At 65.4% G+C, this 889-nt stretch carries 1 pseudogene; it reads left to right on the top strand.

Annotation, left to right across the window (positions count from 1 at the left end):
- Positions 1-63: 63 nt before the first annotated feature.
- Positions 64-889, top strand: a pseudogene (locus tag HZF05_RS13525) (IS3 family transposase); the annotation flags it as partial.

Raw genomic sequence — 889 nt, 5'->3', positions numbered from 1 at the left:
TGACGTGCGCCCCTGGAATGTGACCGATTTTGGGTAGAGTCCGACGCGAAGGAGTCGGACGGAATGAAGCGCAGCAGGTTCAGCGAAGAGCAGATCATCGCGATCTTGAAGGAGCAGGAAGCGGGCATGGCGACGGCGGAGGTGTGCCGGCGCCACGGGATCAGCTCACCGACGTTCTACAAGTGGAAGTCGAAATATGGCGGGCTGGAGGTGTCCGAGGCTCGCCGATTGCGAGCGCTGGAGGACGAGAACGCCCGGCTGAAGAAGCTTCTGGCCGAGGCGATGCTCGACAATGTCGTGCTGAAGGATCTGGCGTCAAAAAAATGGTGACGCCCGGCGCTAAGCGGGAAGCCGTCGCCCATGCTCGTGCGTGTCACGGCTTGAGCGAGCGTCGGGCGTGCAGTCTGGTCGGCGTGAGCCGCCGGGTGGTCCGGTATCAGCCGACGAGGGTTGATGATGCGCCCTTGCGGGCGCGTTTGCGTGAGCTGGCGGCTGAGCGCCGCCGGTTCGGTTATCGGCGGCTGGGCTACCAGCTGGCGAGGGAGGGCATGACGCCCAACCACAAGAAGCTGCGGCGGATTTACCGCGAGGAGAACCTGCGGGTCCGCCGTCGTGGTGGCCGCAAGCGCGCGTTGGGCGGAGCCTGCCAAGGTTCCGGCGATGCGTAGCATCGTTGGAAAGCAGGCGGAGGGACGCGTGCACCGATGCTGTTGCCGGATGGCCCGAACCAGCGCTGGTCGTTGGACTTTGTCTCCGATACGCTGACGTGCAGCCGGCGCTTCCGCATCCTGTGCGTGGTGGACGATTACAGCCGGGAGTGCCTGGCACTGGTGGCCGACACGTCCTTGTCCGGCGTGCGGGTCGCCCGAGAGCTCACGCGGCTTATCGG

The sequence above is a fragment of the Sphingomonas chungangi genome, from assembly GCF_013778325.1.
Taxonomy (GTDB): Bacteria; Pseudomonadota; Alphaproteobacteria; order Sphingomonadales; family Sphingomonadaceae; genus Solisphingomonas; species Solisphingomonas chungangi.
The sequence above is the reverse complement of the archived record's forward strand: the minus strand, read 5'-3'. Positions and strand labels throughout refer to the sequence as shown.